Annotated in this window: 21 protein-coding genes; 8 read left to right on the forward strand and 13 right to left on the reverse strand. The window is 75.5% G+C overall.

From position 1 onward, the window contains the following. Positions 1–193: 193 nt before the first annotated feature. On the reverse strand, positions 194–337 hold the full coding sequence (locus EJK16_RS19640) for a hypothetical protein (RefSeq protein WP_164737346.1): 144 nt from the start codon (positions 335–337) through the stop codon (positions 194–196). Positions 338–541: 204 nt separating this feature from the next. On the opposite strand from EJK16_RS19640, the gene EJK16_RS13160 reads away from it, so the two are divergent. Then, complete coding sequence (locus EJK16_RS13160) at positions 542–1,516, forward strand: LuxR family transcriptional regulator (RefSeq protein ID WP_127130036.1); 975 nt, start codon at positions 542–544, stop codon at positions 1,514–1,516. A 117-nt stretch (positions 1,517–1,633) separates the two neighbouring features. Here the strand turns inward: EJK16_RS13160 and mpaM are convergent, their stop codons facing one another. From mpaM to hisC, 7 genes are all read right to left on the reverse strand, one after another. Further along, positions 1,634–2,509: a daptide-type RiPP biosynthesis methyltransferase gene (gene mpaM, locus EJK16_RS13165; protein WP_127130038.1), complete on the reverse strand. Its 876-nt coding sequence runs from the start codon at positions 2,507–2,509 to the stop codon at positions 1,634–1,636. A gap of 31 nt (positions 2,510–2,540) precedes the next feature. Then, positions 2,541–3,776, reverse strand: coding sequence for a lanthionine synthetase LanC family protein (locus EJK16_RS13170; RefSeq protein WP_127130040.1), 1,236 nt, complete (start codon positions 3,774–3,776; stop codon positions 2,541–2,543). Between the two features lie 166 nt (positions 3,777–3,942). Next, positions 3,943–4,626 (reverse strand): HAD family hydrolase, encoded by a 684-nt coding sequence (locus EJK16_RS13175; protein ID WP_127130042.1) that lies wholly within the window; start codon positions 4,624–4,626, stop codon positions 3,943–3,945. 59 nt (positions 4,627–4,685) lie between these two features. Next, entirely contained in the window at positions 4,686–6,155 is a 1,470-nt protein-coding gene (locus EJK16_RS13180; protein WP_127130044.1) for a dihydrolipoamide acetyltransferase family protein, read from the reverse strand. 50 nt (positions 6,156–6,205) lie between these two features. After that, complete coding sequence (locus EJK16_RS13185; protein ID WP_127130046.1) at positions 6,206–7,204, reverse strand: alpha-ketoacid dehydrogenase subunit beta; 999 nt, start codon at positions 7,202–7,204, stop codon at positions 6,206–6,208. After that, on the reverse strand, positions 7,201–8,415 hold the full coding sequence (gene pdhA / locus EJK16_RS13190) for a pyruvate dehydrogenase (acetyl-transferring) E1 component subunit alpha (protein ID WP_127130048.1): 1,215 nt from the start codon (positions 8,413–8,415) through the stop codon (positions 7,201–7,203). The genes EJK16_RS13185 and pdhA overlap by 4 nt, the downstream gene beginning before the upstream one ends. A gap of 277 nt (positions 8,416–8,692) precedes the next feature. Further along, complete coding sequence (gene hisC / locus EJK16_RS13195) at positions 8,693–9,796, reverse strand: histidinol-phosphate transaminase (RefSeq protein ID WP_127130050.1); 1,104 nt, start codon at positions 9,794–9,796, stop codon at positions 8,693–8,695. A 91-nt stretch (positions 9,797–9,887) separates the two neighbouring features. On the opposite strand from hisC, the gene EJK16_RS13200 reads away from it, so the two are divergent. Then, a complete protein-coding gene (locus tag EJK16_RS13200; protein ID WP_127130052.1) occupies positions 9,888–10,265 on the forward strand; it encodes a phage holin family protein in 378 nt (125 codons plus the stop codon). Positions 10,266–10,281: 16 nt separating this feature from the next. Here the strand turns inward: EJK16_RS13200 and EJK16_RS13205 are convergent, their stop codons facing one another. Both EJK16_RS13205 and EJK16_RS13210 read right to left on the reverse strand, forming a co-directional pair. After that, complete coding sequence (locus EJK16_RS13205) at positions 10,282–11,901, reverse strand: hypothetical protein (protein WP_127130054.1); 1,620 nt, start codon at positions 11,899–11,901, stop codon at positions 10,282–10,284. After that, positions 11,898–12,215 carry a hypothetical protein gene (locus EJK16_RS13210; RefSeq protein WP_127130056.1) on the reverse strand — a complete coding sequence of 106 codons (318 nt, stop codon included), beginning with the start codon at positions 12,213–12,215 and terminating at the stop codon, positions 11,898–11,900. Before EJK16_RS13210 ends, EJK16_RS13205 begins: the two co-directional genes overlap by 4 nt. 175 nt (positions 12,216–12,390) lie before the next feature. Here EJK16_RS13210 and EJK16_RS13215 point away from each other — a divergent pair, with 175 nt between their 5' ends. After that, positions 12,391–13,233 carry a fructosamine kinase family protein gene (locus tag EJK16_RS13215; protein WP_127130058.1) on the forward strand — a complete coding sequence of 281 codons (843 nt, stop codon included), beginning with the start codon at positions 12,391–12,393 and terminating at the stop codon, positions 13,231–13,233. Positions 13,234–13,278: 45 nt separating this feature from the next. Here EJK16_RS13215 and hemQ read toward each other — a convergent pair whose 3' ends face one another. From hemQ to EJK16_RS13230, 3 genes are all read right to left on the reverse strand, one after another. Continuing rightward, positions 13,279–14,001: a hydrogen peroxide-dependent heme synthase gene (gene hemQ, locus EJK16_RS13220; protein ID WP_127130060.1), complete on the reverse strand. Its 723-nt coding sequence runs from the start codon at positions 13,999–14,001 to the stop codon at positions 13,279–13,281. A gap of 134 nt (positions 14,002–14,135) precedes the next feature. Further along, positions 14,136–15,290, reverse strand: coding sequence for a ferrochelatase (locus EJK16_RS13225; protein WP_127130062.1), 1,155 nt, complete (start codon positions 15,288–15,290; stop codon positions 14,136–14,138). Continuing rightward, positions 15,290–16,852: a glutamyl-tRNA reductase gene (locus EJK16_RS13230; RefSeq protein WP_240646044.1), complete on the reverse strand. Its 1,563-nt coding sequence runs from the start codon at positions 16,850–16,852 to the stop codon at positions 15,290–15,292. The genes EJK16_RS13225 and EJK16_RS13230 overlap by 1 nt, the downstream gene beginning before the upstream one ends. A 47-nt stretch (positions 16,853–16,899) precedes the next feature. Between EJK16_RS13230 and hemE the strand changes: the two genes are divergently transcribed. The 5 genes from hemE (at position 16,900) to hemB (ending at position 22,534) form a co-directional block, all read left to right on the forward strand. After that, positions 16,900–17,955: a uroporphyrinogen decarboxylase gene (gene hemE / locus EJK16_RS13235; RefSeq protein WP_240646046.1), complete on the forward strand. Its 1,056-nt coding sequence runs from the start codon at positions 16,900–16,902 to the stop codon at positions 17,953–17,955. Next, positions 17,952–19,364, forward strand: a complete 1,413-nt coding sequence (locus EJK16_RS13240) for an NAD(P)/FAD-dependent oxidoreductase (RefSeq protein ID WP_240646048.1) — start codon at positions 17,952–17,954, stop codon at positions 19,362–19,364. Before hemE ends, EJK16_RS13240 begins: the two co-directional genes overlap by 4 nt. Before the next feature lie 249 nt (positions 19,365–19,613). Beyond that, a complete protein-coding gene (gene hemC / locus EJK16_RS13245) occupies positions 19,614–20,714 on the forward strand; it encodes a hydroxymethylbilane synthase (RefSeq protein WP_127130068.1) in 1,101 nt (366 codons plus the stop codon). Continuing rightward, the gene (locus EJK16_RS13250; RefSeq protein ID WP_127130070.1) at positions 20,711–21,499 is read left to right on the forward strand and encodes a uroporphyrinogen-III synthase; all 789 of its coding nucleotides are present in this window, start codon (positions 20,711–20,713) and stop codon (positions 21,497–21,499) included. Before hemC ends, EJK16_RS13250 begins: the two co-directional genes overlap by 4 nt. A 15-nt stretch (positions 21,500–21,514) precedes the next feature. Next, positions 21,515–22,534 carry a porphobilinogen synthase gene (hemB, locus tag EJK16_RS13255; RefSeq protein WP_127130072.1) on the forward strand — a complete coding sequence of 340 codons (1,020 nt, stop codon included), beginning with the start codon at positions 21,515–21,517 and terminating at the stop codon, positions 22,532–22,534. Positions 22,535–22,631 lie beyond the last annotated feature (97 nt).

Raw genomic sequence — 22,631 nt, forward strand, 5'->3', positions numbered from 1 at the left:
GGGCCCACGGTGCCCGCAGCCAGGTGCACGGGCAGTGCGGGCGGCGCCGCGCGCACAGACCGTGCGGGCGGTGGCGCAGCAGCAGTCTCTGTAGGCGCGGCAACGAACGAAGACACGGCTGCGCCCCGGGCCAGAGTTCCGGCCCGGGGCGCAAGCACGCTGCTTCAGTCCTGGACGGGACCTTGAGCGTCGGTCAGCGCGAGCCCGGCATCGGCCAGCAGATTGAACAGTTCGTCGACACGCGGCCGTCCTTCACGCTCGCGGCGGACGACGGCGCCGCGACGATGCCGACGAGCCCAACGGCGAGGAGGAGGCTAGCTCCCAGCTTTCGCACCATGTTCGTTCTCCCTTAGGACGAGTGGGGCCGGGGGGGCGGCCCCTTCATGCCGATCATCGCGCTTTCGGACGGCGATAGTAGGAAGCGGTTCTGCGCAGTTCCTGTCATGGCAGGAAGTGCGCGACACCCCCGAGCAACGGGCCCGTACAACGGGACGAACCGACCCGCATATCATCGACGCAGGATCACGTCGTCTGGGGAGCCATGTTCGAAACGCTGGGACTGGATGCGAACGCCATCGCGGTGTATCGCACCCTGCTGTCCTCGCCCGGCGCGACCCACCCGCAGCTCGTCGAACGCACCGGCCTCGGCCACGACGAGGTACATGCCCTCATCGACGTGCTCGAGGAGCGCGGGTTCCTCCGCCGGGGCCACACGGACCCGACCGACCTGCGCACCGAGTCTCCCCAGGTGGCCTTCGAGCGGCTCCTCGGTCAGCAGGAGGAGAAGCTCCACCGCGAGCAGGAGCAGCTCAGCGCGATCCGGTCCGGGGCCGCCGAGCTCATCGACGAGTACCAACGGGCAGTGAACAGGCGCATCGGCGCGGTCGAGCACCTGACCGGCGTTGATGAGATCGTGTCGCGGCTGCGCGAGCTCAGTCAGAATGTGTCGAACACCCTCGACTCCGTCATCACCATGGCGCCGACGCCGCACATGCTCGCACAGGCCAAGACCGACGAAGAGCCCTTCCTGGCACGCGGCATCAAGAACCGCTCGATCTATCCCGCGGCCGCCCGCCACGCGGAAGGGGTTCCCGAGTACGCGGCCTGGCTGGCAGAGCGAGGCGCGGCCGCCCGGACGTCGATCACGGTGCCCAACCGCATCCTCATCTACGACGGCGAAGTCGCCGTCCTCAACTTCGACCCCGAGGACTACTGGCGCGGCGCGGTGATCGTCAACACGCCCGGCGTCGTCGCAACCCTGCGCGCGCTGTTCGAGCTGCTCTGGGAGGGCGGCACGGATCTCGCGCCGACGGCCGCGGACGAGGACCAGCTCCGCCCCGAGGAGCGCGAGCTCCTCCAGCTCCTCGCGCGCGGCATGAAGGACGAGGCCATCGCCCGGCAGCTGGGGATCTCCATCCGCACGGTCCGGCGCATGATCAACACGCTGAGCAGCCGGATGGGCACCGCGAGCCGCTTCGCGCTGGGAGTCCGTGCTGCCCAGCTGGGCTGCCTCTAGGGGTTCGCGAGTCGGACGGCGCGAGCGTCGCGTCGGCCCGCACGCTGAAAGCGCTGACGACGGGAGCGCGCCGACCGGCACCACGGCAGCCGCCGTGCCTGCGCGCGCGCCGGCTTTTCAGCCGTAGGTCGGGAGCGACGCCTCGATGAGCACGATCGGCTGACGGCTGCGACCCTGCGACACCACGGTGCGCGAGACCACCTCCAGGCCGGCGCGCTCGAGCTCGATCTGGAGCTGAGTGCCGCCCAGCACGCGCTGCGTCGTCGTGAAGACGGGGACGCGCCCGCGACCGGTGTCCTTCGGCAGGGCCGTCAGGGTCCACGTGGGCGCGCCGGGCTCCCAGTAGTCGTACGCGCGGTAGCTGCGGCCGCTGGGCGTCACGAGCTCGGTGCCGACCTCGGGCGGCAGCAGGCCCGCGCCGTGGTCGATGGTGCTGACGAGGAACCGGCCGCCCGGGGCGAGGTGGCGGCACACCGACCGGTACAGGCCCGCGCGCCCGGCCCCGTCGAGGAGCGCGACCGAGGACCCACCCAGGACGATCGCGGCGAACTCCCGGCCGAGGGAGAAGTCGCTCATGTCCGCCTGGACGGTGCTGCAGCGCCGCAGCAACGCCTCCGGCGCCCTGTGCAGGCGTGTCACGAGGCGGTCGAGCATCTCGCCGGAGATGTCGAGCGCGGTGACCTCCCGCCGCAGCGCGAGCAGCGGAACAGTCAGCCGCCCGAGCCCGGCCGCGAGGTCCAGGACGGGCCCCTCCAGCGCCAGGACCGTGCGCAGCACGGCGCGGATCTCGTGCATCTCGTTGTCGCTGAGGTCCGCGTGGATGTCGGCGCCGACCTCGTCGCACGGGCCGTGCACGTCCGCGCGGTCCCCGAGGGCGGCGACGAGGTGGCCCGCGCGCCCGGGGATGCCGTGGGTGGTCGTCGGCCGGGCGGGCGCGAGGCGAAGAGGGCTGCCGAAGGCGTGCGTCGGTGCCGCGGTGGGCAGTGCGCTCATCGGAGTCCCTCCCTCGTTCCCTGGGTCGTCGTCACCAGAAGAGGGGCATGCGGCGGTCGCCGCCGCCCAGGAGCTGGTCCAGGGCGATCAGGACCCCGGCGGCGCCGGAGCCGAGGTCGGCGGAGGGCCGGTGGGCGTCAGCGCCGATGAACGGGATGCGCGCGGTGGCGGCGCCCAGGCGCTCTAGGTGGGGGCTGATGACCGACAGGCGGTCCGACGGCGGGTCCCACGGCCGTGAGCGCAGGTACTGCAGGGCCACCAGCGTGCCCGCCCACCCGTGGAACAGCCCCGGGTGGGAGCTGACGTGCTGCTCGCAGGCGGCCGCGATGGACTCACGTGCCTGGTAGAGCCACGGCGCGTCGATGTAGTTCATGGCCTCGTGCACGACCATGCCGACACCCGCGCTGCCGACGCCGAAGTAGGGGCGCTGGCGCCACAGCGCCGGGGCGCCGGGCTCCGCGAAGGGTGCCCAGCCGAGGAGCGCGAGGTCACGGCGGAGTGCGGTCTCCACGTGGGCGAGCAGCCGCTTGTCGGCGGTGATCTCATACACGTGAAGGAGGAAGAGCGCCACACCCGCGCCGCCGTGGAGGACCCCCGGCCGGAGCAGGGCGCGGCCCTGCGGGTCCAGCCTGGTGGTCAGCTCGTCGGCGATCATGCACACGCGATCGAGGAGCGCGTCGCCGTCGTCGAAGGGCGCCCGCTCGAGAAGCGCGAGCCCGAGGCCGGGCAGCCCCCCGTCCAGCTCGGTGCCGAGGCCCGCGAGCGGGACCTCCTCGAGCGTCTCCCACAGGCGCCGTGCAGCGTCCACGCGACCGAGACGGTCCAGCGCGAGCGCGATCCCACCGAGCCCGTCGACGAGCCCCGGTCCCGGACCCTCCATCCGGAAGACCGCCCCCTCCAACCAGTCGACGAGCTCGGTGGGAACCTCTGTCCCGACCTCCGCCAGGGTCCACAGCACGCCGGCGGCGCCGGAGCCGAAGCTCACGCCTCCGTGGGGCCTGAGGAGCTGCTGGGGGTCGCCGGGGAAAAGCCGGTCCAGTCGGTGGGGCGTCGCCGCGGCAAGGATGCTGCGGCTGATCTCCTCACGAAGCTGGGGGTAGGAACGCTCGTCGATCTCGAGAGGCGTGACCTCGCGGCGCGCGCGGAGGCTGATGAGCTCTCCGGTGCGGGCCTCGGAGGCGTAGGCAGCCATCGCCTCACCCAGGTGGGTGGAGTCGCGCTCCGACGGCCGCGGCTCGAATGGCAGCAGCACCGATGCATCAGTCATGGCTCCCCCTCTCGTTCGCCGTGTCCCGTCCCGCCGGGCGCCTCTCGGAGAGAGGTGTCTACCGGTGGAACTCCTCGACCGTAACGAGAAGGTGTGGGCTGATACCAGCAGCAGGGGAGGCACGTCTATGCCATGTCCACTTCCTGCCACGCCCGGATGTCGCGCGTCAGCCCCCGAGGCTCGCGATCGCCGACCCGTCGAGCTCGGCGAGCAGGTGGGCGACCGAGTCGTAGACGGCGACGGCGCCCGCGTCGCGCAGCTCGGCGGCGCTGATGCCGCCCGTGAGGACGCCGATGCAGGCCACCCCCGCCCGCTGGCACGCCTCGACGTCCCACACGGCGTCGCCGAGGAACACCGCGCGCGCGGCCGGGACCCCGGCCTTCTCCAGGGCCACTCCGACGAGGTCCGGCTCCGGCTTGGCGTTCTCGACGTCCTCGGCGGCCGTGACCGCGTCCAGGAGGTCGTCGGCGTCGAGCGCCGCGCGGATGTGCTTGAGCTCGTCGGGCGGCGCGGAGGTGGACAGGACCACCTTCAGGCCCCGCTCACGCAGGGCGCGCAACAGCTCATGGACCTTGTCGAACCGGCGCAGCTGGTCCGTCGTCGACGCGTAGAACGCGGAGTGCGCCTCGCTGGCCTGGTCGCCGAGCTCGTCCGCGCGCTCGCCCAGCAGCGCCGCGAGGAGCTTGTCGGAGCCCATCCCGATGCACCGGTGGATCCGCCAGGAGTCCACCGGTTGGCCGACCTGGTCGAAGGCTCGGGACCACGCCGAGACGTGCAGGTAGGAGGAGTCCACGAGGGTGCCGTCGGCGTCGAGGAGGACCGCGCCGGTCGTCCCGCTGCTGTTCGTCATGGGTCAGTGCTACCCGCCACGGCGCCCGGGCGCACGGCGGGGCGGCGCAGCGCCCGCCGTCAGCTCCAGACGAGCGCCTGGGCCGGGTCCTCCAGCACGCGGGCGATGTCGGCGAGCACCTTCGACCCGAGCGCGCCGTCGACGAGCCGGTGGTCGAAGGACAGCGCGAGCTGGGTGACCCAGCGCGGCTTGATCTTGCCGTTGTGCACCCACGGGCGCTGCGTGATCGCGCCGAACGCGAGGATCGCGGACTCCCCCGGGTTCAGGATGGGCGTGCCGGTGTCGATGCCGAACACGCCGACGTTGGTGATGGTGATGGTGCCGTCGGCCATGTCCCGCGGCTGGGTCCTCCCGGCCCGCGCGGTGGCGGTGAGGGCGCTCAGCTCGCCGGCGAGCCCGTGGAGGCTCAGGCGGTGCGCGTCCTTGATGTTGGGCACCACGAGGCCCCGGGGCGTCGCGGCGGCGATGCCGACGTTGATGTAGTGCTTGTAGACGATCTCCTTGGCCTCGTCGTCCCAGGCCGCGTTGATCTCCGGGTTGCGCCGGGCCGCCAGGATCAGCGCCTTCACCGTGATGAGCAGCGGGGTGACCCGGACGTCCGCGAACTCGCGGTCCTCCTTGAGCCGCGCCACGAGCTTCATCGTCTTCGTGACGTCCACCGTGTGGAAGACGGTGACGTGCGGGGCGGTGAAGGCCGAGTGGACCATGGCCTCGGCGGTGCGCTTGCGCACCGACTTCGCGGGCACGCGGGTCTGGCGCCCGTCCGCGGAGACGGTCCCGCCGGCCAGCCAGGGCTCGTCGTCGCCGGGGTACGTGGCCAGGGCGCGGGGCTGGGCCTCCTCGTGCTGTGCCTGGACGTCCTCGCGGGTGATGATGCCGCCCGGGCCCGTGCCGGCGACGGCGGAGAGGTCGATCCCGAGGTCCTTGGCGAGCTTGCGCACGGGCGGCTTGGCCATCACCCGCGCGCCGTGACGCTCGGGGTCCAGCGCGGTCCCGGCGACGGCGGACGCGCCGGCGTTGCCCACGGGCGCCGGTGCCGGTGCCGAGACGACCGGCGCGGGAGCCGGCACGGAGACGGGTGCGGACGCGAGCGCGGGGGCGGGCGCGGCGGCGGCCGGCGCGGGCGACGTCGGGCCCTTGCGCGGGCGCCGGGCCGACGAGCCGGCGCGCGTGCCGTAGCCGACCAGCACGGATCCCGAGCCCTCCGGCTCCCCCGCCGTCGCGGCCGGCTCGTCCGGGGACGCGGCCTCACCGGCGTCGCCGGCCGGGGCGGTCGCACCGCCGGGGTCGACGTCCACGACGATGATGGGCGTGCCGACGTCGACCGTCGCGCCCTCCTCCACGAGCAGCTGGTGGACGACCCCCGCGTAGGGGCTGGGCAGCTCGACGACGGACTTGGCGGTCTCGATCTCGCAGATCATCTGGTTGACGGCCACGGTCTCGCCCACCGCCACCTGCCAGGCCACGAGGTCCGCCTCGGTGAGGCCCTCGCCCACGTCGGGAAGGCGGAACTGCTGGTAGCTCGGCACGGTGGGGCTCCTTGTGTTCGCGGGTGGTGCTCGGGTGGTGCGGGGTAGGCCTAGTAGGCCATGGCCCGGTCGACGGCGTCGAGCACGCGGTCCAGGTTCGGCAGGTACTCCTCCTCGTGCGTGTTCGCCGGGTAGGGGGTGTGGAACCCGCCGACCCGGAGCACGGGCGCCTCGAGGGAGTAGAAGCAGCGTTCGGTGATGCGGGCCGCGATCTCCGCGCCGGGCCCGAAGAAGGTGGACGCCTCGTGGGCGACGATGAGGCGGCCCGTGCGCTCCACGGAGGCGGCCACGGCGTCGAAGTCGATCGGCGAGACCGAGCGCAGGTCGATGACCTCGACGCTCTTGCCCTCGGCCGCCACGGCGTCCGCGGCGGCCAGCAGGGTCTTCACCGTGGGGCCGTACCCGGCGAGCGTGACGTCGGTGCCGGCGCGCACGGTCCGCGCGGCGTGCAGGCCGGTGGTCACGCCGGTCGCGCCGAGGTCCACCTCCGCCTCCAGGTCGACCTCGCCCTTCTCCCAGTAGCGGGCCTTGGGCTCGAAGAAGAGCACCGGGTCGGGCGAGGCGATGGCCTGCTGGATCATCGAGTAGCCGTCGGCAGCGGTGGCAGGGGCCACGACGCGCAGGCCCGGGGTGTGCGCGAACAGGGACTCGGGCGACTCGCTGTGGTGCTCGATGGCGCCGATGTGCCCGCCGAACGGCACGCGGATGACGACCGGCATCGACAGGTCACCCTGGGAGCGGTACGTCAGCTTCGCCAGCTGCGTGGTGATCTGGTCGAATCCGGGGAAGATGAACCCGTCGAACTGGATCTCGCACACCGGCCGGTACCCGGCCATCGCCAGGCCGACGGCGGTGCCCACGATCCCGGACTCCGCCAGCGGGGTGTCGACCACGCGCTGGCTCCCGAAGTCCTTGTGGAGACCGTCGGTGACGCGGAAGACGCCGCCGAGCGGCCCGATGTCCTCGCCCATGAGGAGGACCTTGGGGTCGCGCTCCATGGCGCGGCGCAGCCCGGCGTTGATGGCGCGGGCCAGGGGCATGGCGGTCATCGGGCCACCTCCTCGCGCGCGGCGCCCCGGGTGTCGGCGGGCGCTCCGGCGCCAGGGTCGGGATCGTCGTGGGCGCCGGGTCCGGCGTCGGCGAAGCCCGCCTCGTACGCGGCGAGCGCCGCGCGCTCCTCCTCCACCAGCGGGTGCGCCGCCGTGTAGACGTGGTCGAACATCTCCGTGTGCGGGCCGCCGGTGAGCGCGCGGCAGAAGGCGCGGGTGCCGTCCCGCCGGGTGGCGGCCTCGTCGTCGAGCGCGGCGAAGAACGCCTCGTCCGCGAGCCGCTCGTCCTCGAGGTAGCGGCGCAGGCGGGTGATCGGGTCCTTGGCGCGCCAGCTCTCCTCCTCCGCGCCCGCGCGGTAGCGCGTCGGGTCGTCGGAGGTGGTGTGCGCACCCATGCGGTAGGTCACGGCCTCGATGAAGGTCGGTCCGCCGCCGGACCGGGCCCGCTCGAGGGCGGCGCGGGTCACGGCGTAGCAGGCGAGGGCGTCGTTGCCGTCCACGCGCACGGACGGGATGCCGAAGCCGGCGCCGCGGTGCACCAGCGGGACCGGGCTCTGGGTGGTCGTGGGCACGGAGATCGCCCACTGGTTGTTCTGGCAGAAGAAGACCACCGGGGCGTTGTTCGAGGCGGCGAAGATCATGGCCTCGTTGACGTCGCCCTGGGAGGTCGAGCCGTCCCCGAAGTACGCCACGACGGCGCGGTCGCGGGCGTCGTCCCCGGTGCCGACGTCGCCGTCGCGCTGGACGCCCATGGCGTACCCGACGGCGTGCAGCGCGTGGGCGCCGACCACGAACGTGTACAGGTGGAAGTTGTGGGCCGCGGGGTCCCACCCGCCGTGGCGCACGCCGCGGAAGACGGGCAGCAGCAGGTTCGGGTCCAGCCCGCGCACCACGGCCACGCCGTGCTCGCGGTAGGACGGGAAGACGAAGTCCCGGCCGGCCAGGGCGTGGGCCGAGCCGACCTGCGCCCCCTCCTGGCCCAGGCTCTGCGCCCACAGGCCCAGCTCGCCCTGGCGCTGCAGCGCGGTGGCCTCGTCGTCGAAGGCCCGCGTGAGAACCATGTCACGGTAGATGGCGCGCAGGGCCTCGGCGTCCAGCTGGGCGGCGATCGGGCCGTACAGGGGGTCCTCGTGCCGGTGGCCCGCGGGGTCGAGGAGCTGGACCATCTCATCGGGTCGGGTCTGGGGAACGACGGTGGACTCGAGCTGCATGGAGCGGTACCTCCTCGGCGACGGCGCCCCGGGAGGACGCGTGATGCTCCTGCCGCGCCGGTCGCCGGTAGGCGACGGCGCGGCAGGAGAGCGAGCGGCCCCTCAGGGTGGCGACGAGCCGCTAACCTACGCCAGCGTAGGCTACGCAACCGTAAGTTGCGCGTGTGGACATCTCACAAAAATACGGCGGGTTCACTGGCGGCCTCGCACGATCGTGGTGGGAGACCACAGCGCCGCGCCCATCGGGCGCGGGCAAGGCCGTCAGCGACTTACATGGTCAGGCGCGGGCGAGCGTCCGCTGGGCGCCCTTGACCCATTCCCCGGCCAGCGCCAGGAACAGGTCGTTGCCCTCCCGCTCCCCGACGGTGACGCGCACGCCGTCGCCGGCGAAGGCCCGCACGAGCACCCCGCCAGCCCGCGCCCGGGCGGCAAAGGCGGCGGCGTCGCGGCCCAGGTCGAGCCAGACGAAGTTGCCCTGGGGGTCCGGGATCGTCCAGCCCTGCTCGGCCAGCGCCCCGGCGACCCGGTCCCGCTCGCGGACCACCTCGGCGACGCGCGCGCGGACCTGGTCCTCGACGCGCAGCGAGGCGAGGGCGGCGGCCATGCCGAGCGAGTTCACCCCGAAGGGGGTGGACGTCGCGCGGAAGCCGGCGGTGAGGCGGCGGCGGGCCAGGGCGAAGCCGACCCGCAGCCCGGCGAGCCCGTACGCCTTGGAGAAGGTGCGCAGCACCACGAGGTTCTTGTTCTCGGCGAGCAGGGCCGGACCGTCCGTCGCGTCGGGGAGGGTGGCGAAGTCGATGTAGGCCTCGTCGAGGATCACGAGCACCGAGCGCGGGAGGGACGCGAGGAGCTCGCGCACCTCCGTCTGCGTCAGCGCCGGACCGGTGGGGTTGTTCGGGCTGCACAGGATGACGGCGCGGGTGCGGTCGGTGACGGCGGCGGCCATGGCCGCGAGGTCGTGGCCGCCGGCGGCGTCGACGGGCACGAGCACGGGGCGGGCCCCGGCCACCTGCACGGCGATCGGGTAGGCCTCGAAGGAGCGCCACGCCATGACGACCTCGTCGCCGGGCTCGCACACCGCCGCCAGGACGTGGGCGAGGACCGCGACCGAGCCGTTGCCCACGGTCACGCGCTCGGCGCCGACGCCGTACTTCTCCCCCAGCGCCTCGGTCAGGTCGGTCGCGTACATGTCGGGGTAGCGGTTCAGGTCCGCGCCGGCGTCGACCATCGCCGCCGAGACGGCGGGCAGCGGCGGGTAGGCGATCTCGTTGCTCGAGAGCTTGAACACCTGGAGCCCGGCGGTCGCCCGCTCGCCCGGCACGTAGGCGGGCAGGCTCTCGACGTCGGGGCGCAACCGGACCGAGGAACTCTTGGAGGCCATGCACCAAGGATGCACCCACCACCGGCCGGCGCCCGAACCGCGCCTTGCCGGACTGCGCCTACCACCGGGGCGCGGGTGGCAGGATCGGGCCATGCGGTTCCTGGTGAGGTTCCTGGTCAACGCCCTGGCGATCTGGCTGTGCACGCTGCTGGTCACCGGCATCACGGTGCCGCCGGCCACCACCACGGCCATGCGCCTGGTGGACCTGGCCGTCGTCGCGCTCGTCTTCACGCTCGTGAACAGCCTCGTCCGCCCGATCGTGAACCTGCTCTCCCTGCCGCTCTACATCCTCACGCTGGGGCTGTTCTGGTTCGTCGTCAACGCCCTGATGCTGCTGCTCACCGGCTGGATCGCCAGGCTGACCGGCTTCGGCCTGTACGTCGACGGCTTCTGGACCGCGGTGATCGGCGGCCTGATCATCGCCGTCATCAGCTGGGTCCTCCACCTCCTGATCCCCGGCAAGCGCTAGGGCGCCGGGCGGGTGGTCACCTCGTCCGGCGGATCTCGAACAGCAGGGAGTCGGTGCGCGCGCCGGGCGCCGTGGTGCCCATGGCGCGGGCGTTGAGCGCCAGCCAGGAGCGGACGGCGTCGTCCTCGATGTCGGGCAGGAGGTCCGCGGCCGCGACGTAGCCGGGCAGGTGGTGGGCGTCGCCCAGGTGGGGTGGCCGCTCCGGGGCCACCGCGACGGTGACGTGGCCCGGTGCCGGGACGTTGGGATTCCCGTCCAGGCCGACCGTGGGGTCGTTGACGTCCTCGAGGCTGAGCACAGCGACCGAGGCCGGGAGCTCGATCGCGCCGATGGGGCTGCCCGCCGTCAGCACGGTGGTCACGTGGAAGTGGGCGGCGAAGACGGGGTCGGCCACCAGCCGGGCGGCGACGATCCCGCCCTGGCTGTGCACGGCCATGGCCACCGGCTCTCGAGGCGCGATGCCGGCCTGGCGCATCGCGGTGGCCACCCCCGTCTCCATGTCGCTGACCACCCCGCCCATGGCCAGCAGGTTGGTCTCGTTGTCCATGGGGTTGACGCCGCCACCCGACTCCTCCTGGGTGCCGGGGACGACGACGGTCCAGTGCCGCCGCCCCTCGGGGGTGGTGGTGCGCAGGATCTCGACGACACCGGTGCCGGAGATCGCGACGTGCCGCTCGAGGGCGGCGATGCGTCCGAGCGCCTGCGCCGCCGTGGTGGGCGGGGCGGTCAAGGGGCGCGGAAAGGTCGTCGGGACGGCACCGGCCCTGGGTGGTGGAGCGGCGCCGCGCGGGGGCCGGCCGCCGCGTGGACCCGGCACGCCGCGGGGGCCGGGCACGCCGGCGGGCGAGGGCGCAGCGGCGGGCCCTGGCGGAGCACCCGGCGCGCGCACGGGGATGACCGCGAGACCGGGGAGCCGGCGTCCGCCGCGGGCGACCAGGCTGGCGGTGCCCAGGATCGAGGACACGCCCAGCGCGGCTCGTTCCACGGACGTCTTGTCGCGGATGTCGACCCACTGCCCGCCGACCAGCATGCCGCCCACGAGCGACTCCGGCTTGAGGTACTGGAGGTCCGGGGCGAGCGCCGCGACGTGCTCCTGCATGACGATGGCACGCGGAACACGGGGATCCGCGAGGCTCGCGGCCGCAGTGGAGACGTGCCCGGCGACGTTCAGGACGTCCAGCGCCCCCACCGCCGCCCGGAGGGGGCCCGGGGCGAGGTAGACGAGGAAGCGCCACAGCGGCGGACGGAAGCCCCGGACGGCACGCCGCTCCGCCTCGTCGTACCACTGGCGCTGGATCTCCAGGTCGGCGGCGAGGCTGCGGAGCCGGCCCGGGAGCGTCATCAGGCTCTGGCCCAGGTACAGCGCGGCGTTGAGCCGGTCCGTGAGCGGGGTGAACGAGGGGATGAGCGGGTAGGCGTACTCGAGGACGTGCCCGCCCGCGGCGCGCGTGTGCCGGGTGGCAGTCTCGACGAGGGTGGCGGCCTCCTCCAGGCGGGCGCCGAGCGCCGCGAGCTCGGCGGTGTCCACCCGCGTCGGCGACGAGCCGCCGGTGACCATCACGCGCGTGGTCCACGGCCGCGGCGCCGGCGCGGCCCACTCCGGTGCGCCGTCGACGGCCCCGGTCCCCGGGCTCATCCGCCGGCCGCCGCGGCGGCGCCACCGCCGAGCGCGAGGTAGGCGCCGCCGCCGGCGCGGAGCAGCTCGCGCTCCCGGTCCGCGACGGCGACCGCCCGGTCCAGGGCGCGCAGCTCGCGCGCCACCTGCTGCGCGTGGTGGAGGAGGGCGGCGACGGCGTCCGCGTAGGCCGCCGCGCCGGAGCCGCCCCAGCCGCTGGGGAAGCAGGCCTGCATCTGCGCCCGTGCGAGGGCGAGGGCGCCCAGGGCGGCATGCACGTCCGCCCGCATCGCGGAGGCGTCGGAGCCGGCCGGGTCCACGGGGTCCTGGCTCATGGCATCCTCCTGGTGCGCACGCGGGTGTGACCCGCGCCCGTCGCACGGCGACGGCGGGCCGGCCCTGTCGGTGGCCGGCACGGAAACGCTAGGCCGGCGGGCGCGCCCGCCGGCCCGGCGCGGGTGGGCGCCTGTGGGACCGGTGGCGTCAGCGGCGCCTGTGGATGATGGGCGCATGACCCGTTTCCGGAAGGGCGACCACGGCGACCCGGCCACGGTGCGCTTCGAGGCGGCGGGCCTGCGCTGGCTCGGCGAGGCCGTACCGGGCGGCGGCGCCGCCGTCGTCGAGGTCCTGGCCGAGGGGCCGGGGTGGCTCGAGACGCGGCGCGTGAGCGAGGGGCGCCCCGACGCCGCCGCGGCCGAGGACTTCGGGCGCGCAGTGGCCCGCACGCACGCCGCCGGGGCGCCGCACTTCGGCGCCCCGCCGGCCGGGTGGTCGGCGGAGGGCTTCATGGGGCGCGCCCCGCTGCCGCTGCGCGCGGCGGCGCCGGCGGGTCGCGACTCCTGGGGGCGCTTCTACGCCGAGGAGCGGATCCTCCCCTACCTCGCCGCGGCCACCGCGAACGGGTCGATCGACTCCGCCGGCGCGCGGACCGTGGAGCGCTGCGCCGCCCGGGTCGCCGACGGAGCGCTCGACGCCCCGCAACCCGGCCTGGTCCGCGGGGCGGTCGCGCGGGTCCACGGCGACCTGTGGTCCGGAAACGTGCTCTGGGCCCGCGACGGCGCGGGCACGAGCGATCGCGCGCGCCCCGGCGAGCCGGGGCATGGCGTCGTGGCGACGCTCATCGACCCCGCCGCGCACGGCGGCCACGCGGAGTCGGACCTCGCGCAGCTGGCGCTCTTCGGCGCCCCGCACCTCGACCGGATCCTGGGCGCCTACGCCGAGGCGTCCCCGCCGGCGCCGGGGTGGCGCGAGCGGGTGGGCCTGCACCAGCTCCACATGCTCGTCGTGCACGCGGCCCTGTTCGGCGGCCCCTACGGCGCGCAGACCGTGCGCACGGCGGCGCGGTACGCCTGACCGGTCCTCCGACGGTGCGCGCCGCAGCCCGGGCGCGCCGCCGGCTCAGCCCCGCGGCTGGCGCTCGGCCCAGTCGGCCAGGGCCACGCGCGGCCCCGTGTAGAAGGGGACCTCCTCGCGCACGTGCCGGCGGGCGCCCACGGCGCGCAGCTCGCGCATGACGTCGACGATGCGGTGCAGCTCCGGGGCCTCGAACGCCAGGATCCACTCGTAGTCCCCCAGCGCGAACGCCGAGACCGTGTTGGCGCGCACGTCGGGGTAGTCCTTCGCGGCCATGCCGTGCTCGCGGAGCATGTCCCGCCGCTCGTCGTCGGGCAGGAGGTACCACTCGTAGGAGCGCACGAACGGGTAGACGCTCAGGTACGCGCCCGGCTCCTCGCCGGCCAGGTAGGCGGGAACGTGCCGCTTGTTGAACTCGGCCGGGCGGTGCAGTCCGACGACGGACCACACCGGGGCGAGGAACGCGCCGAGCTCGGAGGCGAGGAGGCGGTGGTAGGCCTCCTGCACCGCCTCGATCGTCTCGGCGTGCCACCAGACCATGAGGTCGGCGTCGGCGCGCAGGCCGGCGACGTCGTACCAGCCGCGCACCACGACGCCGGCGCCCGCCACGGCGGTCTCGGCCGAGCGCACGAGCGCGGCGCGTTCCTGCGCGCTCTCGGGCAGGGGCGACGCCGTCGCGAAGACGCTCCACATCGTGTAGTTGATCTCGGTGTTGATGCGCTCGCTGTCGGCGCCCTCACCGATGAGGGCGTGGCTGGTCTGGCTCATGTGGTCCTCCATGGACTCGGGTGTCGTGCGCGGGCAAGAGCTGGTGCCCCGCTCCGGAGTAGATCCCTCGGCCATGCGCTGAGGGATGTACTCGATGGGTCGGCGGCGGGGCGGTGCGGTGTGGGGGCGGCCGGTCAGCCGGCCGCGCCGACCGCGGGTCGTTCGCACGCGGCCGGCACACCGGTGGGCTCCCCGGCGCGCAGCAGGCAGCAGCCCGGGGAGCAGACGTCGTGCCAGGGCCCGACGGCGCCCACGGCCGCCCGGTCGGGGTTCTCGCCGCGCTCGGTGGCCGCCCGCTCGAGCAGGAGGTCGACCAGCCCGTCGACGAACGCCGGCGCGGTGCCGACGGTCGCGGCCCGCTCCATGGTCATCCCGAGGCCGTCGGCGGTCTCGCGGGCCTCGGTGTCGAGGTCGTAGATGACCTCCATGTGGTCGGAGACGAAGCCGATCGGTGCGACGACGACCCGGTCGGTCCCGTCGCCGTGCAGCGCGGTCAGGGTCGCGTTGATGTCCGGCTCCAGCCAGGGCGTGGCCGGGTTGCCCGAGCGCGAGCAGTACGCGAGCTGCCACTGGACCGTGTGCCCGAGGCGCCGGGCCGCCTCCGCGGCGATGTCGGCGGCGATCTCGAGGTGCTGCCTGCTGTACGTGGCGCCGCCCGGGGCCTGCGCGCCGGAAGCGATCTCCATCGCCGTGGGGATGGAGTGCGTGACGAAGACGAGCGGCGCGGGCGTCTCCTCCGCGGGGTCCGCGCCGGCGGGGTCCGTGGCCGCGTCGAGCCTCTCGTACGCGGCCACGACGGCGTCGACGTTGGCGGCGACGAATCCCGGGTGGTTGTAGTACGCGCGGGTCTTGTCGACGGCGAGCTCGCGCCCCTCGGCGGCCAGCTCGGACAGCGACGCGGCGATGTTCTCGCGATACTGCCGGCAGCCGGAGTAGGAGGCGTAGGCGCTGGTCACCAGCGTCAGGACGCGCCGGGCTCCGGAGTCGTGGAGCTCCCGGAGAGTGTCGGTGAGGTAGGGCGCCCAGTTGCGGTTGCCCCACACGACGGGCAGGTCCAGCCCGTGCCCCGCCAGCGCGGTGCGCAGGGCGGCGAGCAGCGCCCGGTTCTGGTCGTTGATCGGGCTGCGACCACCGAAGTGGTAGTAGTGCTCGCCCACCTCCTCGAGGCGCTCGTCGGGGATCCCGCGCCCGGCCGTGACGTTGCGCAGGAACGGGACCACGTCCTCGGGGCCCTCGGGCCCGCCGAAGGAGAGGAGCAGCACCGCGTCGTAGGGGGCGAGCGAAGACATCAACGGCGTCCTTGCAGGTCGGCCGGCCGGAGAGCCGGGTGCGGGGCCGTCGTCGCGACGGCCAGGTAGGGATCCGTGCCGGCGCCCTCGGGGCGTGCCGGCAAGGAGGTGTCGACGGGGCACGTGAGTGCCCGGTCCGCGGCGTCGGCGGGACACGCGAGTGCGGCGCCGGTGGCGTCGGGAGCCGAGGTGCCGGGCCCCGGGGCGGCGGGAGCCGGGGCACCGGCCGCGGGGTCTCCCGGACCGGGCACCGTGACACCCAGGACCTGCTCGAGCGCGCGCAGGTGCTCGGCGCCGTGGCCCTCACGACCGGCGGCGCGGGCGCGCACGGTCGGGGTGTGCACGAGGCGGGCGGCCAGGCGGCGCAGGGCGCGGGCGGCGTCCTCGGCCGGCATCGTGCCGTCGGCGGGCAGCCGGGCGATCTCCGCGGCGACGGCCTCCTCGACGGTCGTGCGCAGCGCGACGACGGCGTCGGCCATCCGCCGCTCGGCGCCGTCGTCCGCGAGGGCGCGCACGCCGTCGGCGACGATCTCGCGGGCGCGGGCGACCTCGCCGACGGTGGCGGCGGGCGCGTGCTCCCGGACGGTGGGCAGGTTCACGTGCACGACGCCGTCGAGCGTGGCGGCGGCGGGGTCGATGTCGTGCTGGAGGGCGAGGTCGACGAGCACGAGCGGGGCGGTCTCGCCGCGCTCGCGCCGGGCGCGCACGGCCTCCGCGACGGTGGCGACGCCGAGCACCGGGGTGCCCGTGCCCCGGCAGGTCACGACGAGGTCCGTGCGGGCCAGGGCGGTCGCGAGGTCCTGCGGCGCCTCGGCCGTGCCGTGGCTCTCGGCGAAGGCGTGGGCGCGGCCGGAGGCGGACCACACCGCGACGTCGGTGGCGCCGCGCTCGCGCAGCGCGGCGAGGGAGGCGCCGGCGTAGGAGCCGGTCCCCACCAGCAGGGCGCGCCGGCCGGCCCAGCTGCCGTGCGGGACGGGGCTCGCGTGGGGGTCCTGCGGCCAGGCGCCGCCGTGGCGCTCGCACGCGTGGGCCTGGACGCGCGCGGCGGCCAGGTCGAGGGCGACGGCGACCACCGAGCGGCCGGCGCGGGCCAGGTCGGTGTCCACCGCGACCTGCCGGGACGTGCGCGTGGCGTGCTGGAGGGTGCGCTCGAGCAGCGGCGAGGTCAGCCCCTCGGCGCGGGCGGCGTCGAGGGCGCGGCGGACCTGACCGGTGATCTCCCGCTCGCCCACGACCATGGAGTCGAGCCCGGAGGCCACCTCGAACAGGTGCTGGACGGCGGGCTCGCCCGCCTGCGCGCGCATGAGCCGGGCGACCTCGGCGGGGTCGGTGCCGCTGGTGCTGGCGACGGCCTGGTGCGCCGCGCGCACGGCGTCCTCGGCGTCGGTGCCGGCGTCGAGGTAGAGCTCGAAGCGGTTGCAGGTCGCGAGCACGACCGCCCCGCGCACGGCAGGCCAGTCGGCCACGACCTGGCGGCCGACGTCGCTGGCGCCGGCACTGAGCCGCTCGATGTCGGCGAGGTCCAGGTCGTGGTGATTCGCGGAGAGGAGGATGAGCACCACAGCATCCATAGTGAACCATTTGTCCGCGGGCCAGGCACAATGTCCACGTGACAAATACCGCCGCCCTCCCGGCCGACCCCGCGAAAAAGGCAGCGCCGCCGCTGCTCGAGGCCTATTCCGGCCGCCGTCCCGCCCGCACCCCGGTGTGGTTCATGCGACAGGCCGGCCGGTCGCTGCCCGAGTACCGAGCCGCCCGCCAGGGCGTGGGCATGCTCGAGTCGTGCCTGCGCCCCGACCTCGCGGCCGAGATCACCCTGCAGCCGGTCCGCCGCCACCACGTGGACGCCGCCATCTTCTTCTCCGACATCGTGGTGCCGCTGCGCCTGGCCGGGGTGGACGTCGAGATCGTCTCCGGCGTGGGGCCCGTGGTGGCGGAGCCGGTGCGCACCGCCGGTGACGTCGACCGCCTCGTCCAGCACCGCCCGGGCGACGCCGGCGCGATCACCGAGGCCGTGCGCCTCGTCGTTGACGAGCTCGGCGACACCCCGCTCATCGGCTTCGCGGGGGCGCCGTTCACGCTCGCCGCCTACCTGGTCGAGGGGCGCCCCTCCCGCGACCACCTCGCGGCCCGCACGCTCATGCACGCGGACCCCGAGACGTGGCGCCGGCTCATGCGCTGGGCCGCGGACCTCAGCGGCGCCTTCCTGCGCACGCAGGTCCTGGCCGGGGCGCGGGCCGTGCAGCTCTTCGACTCGTGGGCCGGCGCGCTGTCGCTGCGCGACTACACCGCTCACGCCGCCCCGTTCAGCACGCGCGCCCTGGGCCACATCGACGACCTCGACGTGCCGCGCGTGCACTTCGGCACGGGCACCGCCGAGCTGCTGGTGGCCATGCGCGACGCCGGCGCGGACGTGGTGGGCGTGGACTACCGCCTCCCGCTCGACGAGGCGAACCGCCGCCTCGGCGGCCAGACGCCGCTGCAGGGCAACATCGACCCGGCGCTGCTCGCCGCGCCGTGGGAGGTCCTCGAGGCCCACGTCCGCGACGTCGTCGAGCGCGGCCGGGCGGCCCCCGGACACGTGGTCAACCTCGGTCACGGGGTCCCGCCGACGACGGATCCGGGGGTCCTCACGCGCGTCGTCGAGCTCGTGCACTCCCTGTGACCCCCGGCGCGTCCCCGGTCCGCGTCGACGCCGTCGTCGTCGGCGCGGGCATGGCGGGCCTGACGGCCGCGCACGCCCTTGTGGCGGCGGGCGTGCGACCGCTCGTCCTGGAGGCGGGCGACGGCGTGGGGGGCCTCGTCACCGGCGGCACCGTGGGCGGCGTCGAGCTCGACCTGGGCGCGGAGGCGTTCGCGCTCCGCCGGCCCGAGGTCGGCGCGCTCGCGCGGTCCCTGGGGCTCGCCGTCGAGCAGCCGGCGGGCGGCTCGTGGGTGTCCTCGTCCGACGGCGGGCGCGCCACGCCGATCCCGGCCGAGTCGATCCTCGGCATCCCCGCCGACCCGGGCTCCCCGGACGTCGTGGCCGCCCTGGGCGCGGAGGGCGCCGCCCGCGCCGCGCGGGACGCCGAGCTGGCGCCGGAGGTCGGCGCGGACGCCACCGACCTGGCCGCCCTGGTGCGCGCACGCATGGGTGAGGCGGTGCTCGAGCGCCTGGTCCGGCCCGTGGCCGGCGGCATCCACAACGCCGACCCCGCCGACCTGGTCGTGGACGCCGTCGCCCCGGGCCTGCGCGCCGCCCTGGTGCGGCACGGCTCCCTCGCAGCCGCGGTGCGCGCGCTGCGCGCGGCCGCGCCGCCCGGCGCGGCCGTGGCCACCACCTCGGGCGGCCTCTTCCGCCTCCCGCGTGCCCTGGCGGCCGCCGTGACGGCCGCGGGCGGGCAGGTCCGCACCGGTTCGGCCGTGACGGGGCTGCGCCGCGCGGGCGCCACGTGGGAGGTCCGCGTCGCCGGCGAGGCGGGCGTGCGCGCGGACACCGTGGTCCTCGCCGCGCCGGCGGGCGTGGCGCTCGGCCTTCTCGGTAGCGTCCTCGACGTCAGCCACGTGGCGCTGTCCACGGGCAGCGCCATCACCCACGCCACGCTGGTGGTCCGCGCCCCCGAGCTCGACGCCGCCCCGCGTGGCGCCGGGCTGCTCGTGGCGCCCGGGCCCGGGCCGGTGCGCGCCAAGGCCCTGACCCACGCCTCGGCGAAGTGGCGCTGGCTGGCCGAGGCCACGCCGCCCGGGGTGCACGTGCTCCGCCTGTCCTACGGCCGGCCCGGCGAGGACCTCGCCGGCGTCGACGCCGCCCTCGCGCTGCGCGACGCCGCCGCCCTGCTCGGCGTGCCCCTGCAGGCCGGCCAGGTGCTCGACGCCCGGGTGGTCCACCGGGAGGGCGCGCTCGCCGCCGCCACCCCAGCGCACCGCGACCAGGTCGCCGCGCTCGTCGCGCGCACCGACGCCCTGCCGGGGCTCGGCCTGGCGGGGGCGTGGGTCGCGGGAACGGGGCTGGCCGCCGTCGTGCCGCACGCCCAGGAGGTGGCCGCGCGCCTCGCCCGCCGTGCCAGCAACCCGTCCGCGCCCCGCCCGGCGTGAGACTCGCACCGGGCGCGAGGCCCGCACCGGGCGCGAGACCCGCACCGGACGTGAGATGCGTCGCGCCACGTGCCGCGCGAGGGCCGGAGAATCCGTCATACCGACGAGCACCGAGGATTACCTGGCGCAGGTCGTCGGCATTGTTCGACGGTCTCGGGAATTGTTCTGACCGATTGTCAGCAACCTTCTGACGTCTTGTCAGAAAAGGGCCGCGTGGACTTTTCTGCGGGGCGTGCGCAAACTGTTCGGATGAGCCCGTCAACCCCACCCCTGCGCATCGGCACCCGTGGCAGCGACCTGGCTCTGACACAGACCACCACCGTCGCCGAGGCGCTGGCCGCGGCCTCCGGGCGCGAGGTCGAGCTGGTCCGCATCCGCACCGAGGGCGACCGGTCCAAGGCGTCCCTCTCCAGCCTCGGCGGCACCGGCGTCTTCGCCGCGGCGCTGCGTCACGCGCTGCTGGAGGGCGCCTGCGACGTCGCCGTGCACTCCCTCAAGGACCTGCCCACGGCGCCCACGGACGGCCTGAGCATCGGCGCGACCCCCGGGCGCGCCGACCCGCGCGACGCGCTGTGCGCGCTCGAGGGCTGGACGCTGGCCACCCTTCCCGCCGGCGCGCGGGTCGGCACCGGCTCCCCGCGGCGGGCCGCCCAGCTCCGCGTCGCGCGCCCGGACCTAGAGATCGTCGACATCCGCGGCAACGTGGGCACCCGCCTGGGCCGGGTCGCGCGCGGAGACCTCGACGCCGTCGTCCTGGCCCGCGCCGGCCTCGCGCGCCTGGGCCTGCTCGGGCACGTCACCGACACGCTCGGCCCCGAGGTCATGCTGCCCGCCCCCGGACAGGGCGCCCTCGCCGTGGAATGCCGCACCGAGGACCTGGACGGCGGCCCGCTCGGCGAGATCATGCGCGCCATCGACCACGTACCCACCCGCCTGTCCGTCGTCGCCGAGCGGGCGCTGCTGCGCACCCTCGAGGCCGGCTGCGCCGCGCCGGTGGGCGCCTACGCGCGCGTGGTGCCCGGCACCGCCGACGCGCCGACGCGCCTGGAGCTGAGCGGCGGGGCCTTCGACCCGGCCGGGAAGCGACGCCTCACGCGCAGCTGGACCGCCGGCCTGCCCGGGCACCCGGAGGACTCCTCGGCCGAGGCGCGGGGCACCTCCATGGCCCAGGACGTGACGCTGACGCTGGCCCAGCAGCTGGGCGAGTCCGCCGCCGTGGACCTGATCGCCGACGGCGCCGCCGAGATCGCCGGGCTCCCCCTCGCCGCGAACGCCCCCGCGTCCGCCCGGGCGGACGGCGCCGCGGGCGGGCGCGACGGCGCGCACCGGGGCGCCGGCGCCCCGGCATGAGCGCGCCCGACCTGCGCGGGCGCCGCCTGCTCGTGCCCCGCGCCGACCCGGATGACACGATCGCCGCGGCCGTCCGCGCCGCCGGCGGCGAGGCCGTCGGCGTCGAGCTCGTGCGCGCGAGCGTCGTCGACCCCACGACCGAGCTCGACGGGGCCCTGCTGGCGCTGTCCGAGGGCGCCCACTCCTGGCTCGCCGTGACCAGCGCGACGACCGTCGACGTGCTGGCCGGCCGGGCGGAGCACCTGGGCACCACGCTGGCCGCCCTGGTCGGCGCCGCCCGCGTGGCCGCCGTCGGCCCCGCCACCGCCCGGGCCCTGGAGCGCCAGGGCGTCCGCGTCGACCTCACCCCCCACGGCCCGGTCTCCTCGGCCGCCGCGCTCGTCGAGACCTGGCCGCCGGCGCAGGGTCCCAGCCTCGTCCTCCTCCCCCGCTCCGAGATCGCCGCCGCGACGCTGGCCACGGGGCTGCGTGAGCGCGGCTGGCTGGTGGACGACGTCGTCGCCTACCGCACCCAGGCCGCGCCCGGGGCGGACGCGGAGGTGGCCGACGACCTCGTCGCCGGGCGCATCGACGCGATCCTGCTCACCTCGGGCAGCACCGCCCGGGCCCTGACCACGCTCTACGGCGTGCCGCCGCCGCAAGTGCGCGTGTGCGCCATCGGCACCTCCACCGAGCGCGCCGCCCACGAGGCCGGCCTGCCGGTCCACGCCGTCGCCGCACAGCAGACGCCCGCCGGGCTCGTGGCCGCCGCCACGAGCGCCCTGGGCACCTCGACCGTCCCCTGATCGGAGCCTTCACCCGTGACCACCACCTCCCCCGCCCGGACCGCCGCAGCACGGGGCGCCCGCCCCGCGCCCGCCGAGCGCCCGCGCCGCCTGCGCACCACGGCGGCCGTGCGCCGCCTCGTCGCCGAGCACCGCACCCACCCCGCCGACCTGGTGCTCCCCATGTTCGTCCTCGAGGGCGCCCGGGAGCCCGTGGCGCTGGGCTCGATGCCCGGCGTCGTGCAGCACTCGATGGACTCCCTGCGCCGCGCCGCGGCCGAGGCGGCCGAGGCGGGCGTCGGCGGGGTCATGCTCTTCGGCGTGCCCACCACCCGCGACGCCACCGGCACCGCCGCCACGGAGCCCGACGGCGTGCTCAACGCCGGGCTGCGGGCCCTCGTGGAGGAGGTCGGCGACGCCGTCGTCGTCATGTCCGACCTGTGCCTGGATGAGTTCACCGACCACGGCCACTGCGGGGTGCTGGACGCCTCCGGTCGCGTCGACAACGACGCCACCCTCGTGCGCTACCAGGAGATGGCGCTCGCGCAGGCCGCCACCGGGGCGCACATGCTCGGCCTCAGCGGCATGATGGACGGCCAGGTCGCCGCCGTCCGCGAGGTCCTCGAGGCAGACGGGTACACCGACACCGCGGTGCTCGCCTACTCGGCGAAGTACGCCTCGGCGTTCTACGGGCCGTTCCGGGAGGCGGTCGACTCCCAGCTGAGGGGCGACCGCAAGACCTACCAGATGGACCCCGCCAACCGCCGGGAGGGTCTGCGCGAGGCGACCCTGGACCTGGCCGAGGGCGCGGACGTCGTCATGGTGAAGCCGGCGATGAGCTACCTCGACGTGCTCGCCGACGTCGCCGCCGTCTCCCCCGTGCCCGTCGCGGCGTACCAGGTCTCCGGCGAGTACGCGATGATCGAGGCCGCCGCCGCGAACGGGTGGATCGACCGGCGCCGCGCGATCGAGGAGTCGGTGGTGGGCATCCAGCGCGCCGGCGCCGACTTCGTGCTGACCTACTGGGCCACCGAGCTGGCGGGATGGCTCCGCTGACGCGCGCCCTGCAGTGCCACCGGACGGGCCGGCGCCTGGCCCCCTCGGGCGCGTGCCGGCGCCGCGGGTGGCGGCCGGGCGCCCACCGCTCGCTGTG

This window comes from Georgenia sp. SYP-B2076 (assembly GCF_003991205.1).
Taxonomy (GTDB): Bacteria; Actinomycetota; Actinomycetes; order Actinomycetales; family Actinomycetaceae; genus Georgenia.

What these genes read in the sequence shown, in the direction of transcription:
- EJK16_RS19640 (WP_164737346.1), bottom strand. Translation starts at nt 337, where the DNA reads ATGGTGCGAAAGCTGGGAGCTAGCCTCCTCCTCGCCGTTGGGCTCGTC.
- EJK16_RS13160 (WP_127130036.1), top strand. Translation starts at nt 542, where the DNA reads ATGTTCGAAACGCTGGGACTGGATGCGAACGCCATCGCGGTGTATCGC.
- mpaM (WP_127130038.1), bottom strand. Translation starts at nt 2,509, where the DNA reads ATGAGCGCACTGCCCACCGCGGCACCGACGCACGCCTTCGGCAGCCCT.
- EJK16_RS13170 (WP_127130040.1), bottom strand. Translation starts at nt 3,776, where the DNA reads ATGACTGATGCATCGGTGCTGCTGCCATTCGAGCCGCGGCCGTCGGAG.
- EJK16_RS13175 (WP_127130042.1), bottom strand. Translation starts at nt 4,626, where the DNA reads ATGACGAACAGCAGCGGGACGACCGGCGCGGTCCTCCTCGACGCCGAC.
- EJK16_RS13185 (WP_127130046.1), bottom strand. Translation starts at nt 7,204, where the DNA reads ATGACCGCCATGCCCCTGGCCCGCGCCATCAACGCCGGGCTGCGCCGC.
- pdhA (WP_127130048.1), bottom strand. Translation starts at nt 8,415, where the DNA reads ATGCAGCTCGAGTCCACCGTCGTTCCCCAGACCCGACCCGATGAGATG.
- hisC (WP_127130050.1), bottom strand. Translation starts at nt 9,796, where the DNA reads ATGGCCTCCAAGAGTTCCTCGGTCCGGTTGCGCCCCGACGTCGAGAGC.
- EJK16_RS13200 (WP_127130052.1), top strand. Translation starts at nt 9,888, where the DNA reads ATGCGGTTCCTGGTGAGGTTCCTGGTCAACGCCCTGGCGATCTGGCTG.
- EJK16_RS13205 (WP_127130054.1), bottom strand. Translation starts at nt 11,901, where the DNA reads ATGAGCCCGGGGACCGGGGCCGTCGACGGCGCACCGGAGTGGGCCGCG.
- EJK16_RS13210 (WP_127130056.1), bottom strand. Translation starts at nt 12,215, where the DNA reads ATGAGCCAGGACCCCGTGGACCCGGCCGGCTCCGACGCCTCCGCGATG.
- EJK16_RS13215 (WP_127130058.1), top strand. Translation starts at nt 12,391, where the DNA reads ATGACCCGTTTCCGGAAGGGCGACCACGGCGACCCGGCCACGGTGCGC.
- hemQ (WP_127130060.1), bottom strand. Translation starts at nt 14,001, where the DNA reads ATGAGCCAGACCAGCCACGCCCTCATCGGTGAGGGCGCCGACAGCGAG.
- EJK16_RS13225 (WP_127130062.1), bottom strand. Translation starts at nt 15,290, where the DNA reads ATGTCTTCGCTCGCCCCCTACGACGCGGTGCTGCTCCTCTCCTTCGGC.
- hemC (WP_127130068.1), top strand. Translation starts at nt 19,614, where the DNA reads ATGAGCCCGTCAACCCCACCCCTGCGCATCGGCACCCGTGGCAGCGAC.
- EJK16_RS13250 (WP_127130070.1), top strand. Translation starts at nt 20,711, where the DNA reads ATGAGCGCGCCCGACCTGCGCGGGCGCCGCCTGCTCGTGCCCCGCGCC.